The 2,164-nt window shown below is 71.5% G+C and carries 3 protein-coding genes; all 3 read right to left on the bottom strand.

All coding sequences use genetic code 11. The features are described 5' to 3' along the window. A partial coding sequence (locus tag G7A99_RS18480) for a TRAP transporter large permease (protein WP_163142949.1) occupies positions 1–893 on the bottom strand: 893 nt, incomplete at its 3' end. Continuing rightward, a complete protein-coding gene (locus tag G7A99_RS18475) occupies positions 894–1,388 on the bottom strand; it encodes a TRAP transporter small permease (protein ID WP_163142946.1) in 495 nt (164 codons plus the stop codon). A gap of 32 nt (positions 1,389–1,420) precedes the next feature. After that, the coding region (locus G7A99_RS18470) for a TRAP transporter substrate-binding protein (protein WP_163142943.1) at positions 1,421–2,164 on the bottom strand (744 nt) is incomplete at its 5' end.

Raw genomic sequence — 2,164 nt, 5'->3', positions numbered from 1 at the left:
GCGGTGGTGAGGAAGGCGGCGCCGGCGAGGATGAACACGATCATGCACGAGGTCCGGGTCGCGCCCATCAGCCCGTCCCGGAAGCTCGCCAGTGACAGCCCGCCGGTCATCGCGGAGAGCACCAGCGCGCCCGCCACGCCGATGGCCGCGGCCTCGGTGGGCGTGGCGATACCGGCGTAGATCGAACCGATAACGCCGGCGATCAACGCGATCACCGGTGCCAGCCGGGCGGAGGCGCGCAGCCGCTCGCCGAGGGGCAGGGCCGGGTCCGCCGGCGGATTGCGCCCGGGGTGGAGCAGCGACCAGGTGACGATATAGCCCATGAACAGCACCACCAGCAGAATGCCGGGGAGCACCCCGGCCATGAACAGCCGGGCGATGGAGAGCTGGGCACTGACGCCGTAGACGATGAGGATGATCGACGGCGGGATGAGCAGGCCGAGGGTGCCCGAGCCGGCGAGGGTGCCGATGATCATGCGCTCGTCGTAGCCCCGGCGGCGCAGCTCGGGGATGGACATGCGGCCGATGGTCGCGGCGGTGGCCGCCGACGAGCCGGACACCGCGGCGAAGATGCCGCAGCCGAGCACGTTGACGTGCAGCAGCCGCCCGGGCAGACGCCGCAGCCACGGTGCGAGCCCGGCGTACATGTCCTCGGACAGCCGCGAGCGGAACAGGATCTCGCCCATCCAAACGAACAGCGGCAGCGGCGCCAGCGACCAGCTCGATACCGCGCCCCAGAGGCTGGAGCCGAGCACCAGCCCGGCGGGGGCGGAGGAGAACAGCGCGAGCCCGGCAAAGGCCACCACGGTAAGGCTGACCGCCACCCACACGCCGCCGGCGAGCAGGACGAACAGCAGCGCCATCAGGGCGAGACCGACCTCCAGCGTGCCCACTCAGTCCTCCACGGCGTAGAGCGGCGGCCGCCCGCGGAGTACCCGCAGGAGGTTGTCCGCGAGCGCGATGGTGAACACCACCAGGCCGGCGGCCATGCCGGTCTGCGGGATCCACAGCGGCACGGCGAGCAGCCCGGGGGAGACGTCGCCGTAGCGGATGGAGCCAAGCACCAGGTCCACGGCCCACCAGCTCGCGTAGGCGCTCATTGCCAGCGCCACCACCAGGGCGGCGGCCTCGACCGCCCGGCCCGCGCGTCCGCCGAGGTGTTCGAGCACCACGCGCACCCGGATGTGGCCGCCGTGGTTGAGGGTGTGGGCCAGGGCGAGGAACGCCGAGGCGGCGACGCAGAAGCCGGCGAGCTCGTTGGCCGAGGGCACGACCACGCCAACGAGCCGGCCCGCCGTCTGGGCGAGCACGAGCACGCCGATGGCGGCGAGGCACACCGCCCCGGCCACGCCGCTCACCAGGTAGAGGGCGTCGAGCAGCCGCCGCATCGCTCAGGCGGCGGCCGTTGCGGACGCCGCCGTCACTGCCGGTAGGCCTCGATGATGGCCTGGCCGTCCTCGCCGGTCTTCTCGAGCCACTCGTCGGTCATGGTCCGGCCGACGTCGGTGAGCCCGTCCATGAGGGCCTGGGAGGGGTCGAGCACCTGCATGCCGTTGTCCTCGAGGACCGCCTTCTTGGCCGCGGCCTCCTTGCGGCTCATCTCCCAGCCGCGTTTCTCGGCCTCGGCGGCGGCGTCGAGCACGGCCTGGCGGGTCTCCTCGTCGAGGGCGTCGAAGGCGCGCCGGTTGACGATGACCATGTTCTTGGGCAGCCACGCCTGGATGTCGTAGAAGCGGTCGACGAAGTCCCAGGCCTTGGAGTTGGCGCCGGTGGACGGCGAGGTGATCATGGCCTCGACGATGCCGGTGGCGAAGGCCTGGGGGATGTCCGGCACTTCGACCTGGGTCGGCACCATGCCGGTGAGCTCCGCCAGTCGCGAGGTGGTCGCGTTGTACGCCCGGAACTTCAGGCCCTCGAGGTCGTCGACGCCGTTCACCTCGCGGGACGTGTACAGCCCCTGCGCGGGCCAGGGTACGGCGTAGAGCAGCTGGATGCCGTCGTCCGCGAGGCGGGACTCGATCGCGTCCCGGGAGGCGTCCCACAGCTGCTCGGCGTCATCGTAGCTGGTGGCGAGGAACGGGATGGAATCCACCGCGAAGATCGGGTCCTCGTTGGCGAGCAGCGAGATGAAGACCTCGCCGGCCTGGACCTGCATGGTCTGCAC

This window comes from Arhodomonas sp. KWT (assembly GCF_010993615.1).
This window is presented reverse-complemented; position numbering and strand designations above follow the sequence as displayed.

Bases quoted from the DNA above. Each gene is read 5' to 3' on its own strand.
- G7A99_RS18475 (WP_163142946.1), bottom strand. From the start codon at position 1,388: ATGCGGCGGCTGCTCGACGCCCTCTACCTGGTGAGCGGCGTGGCCGGG.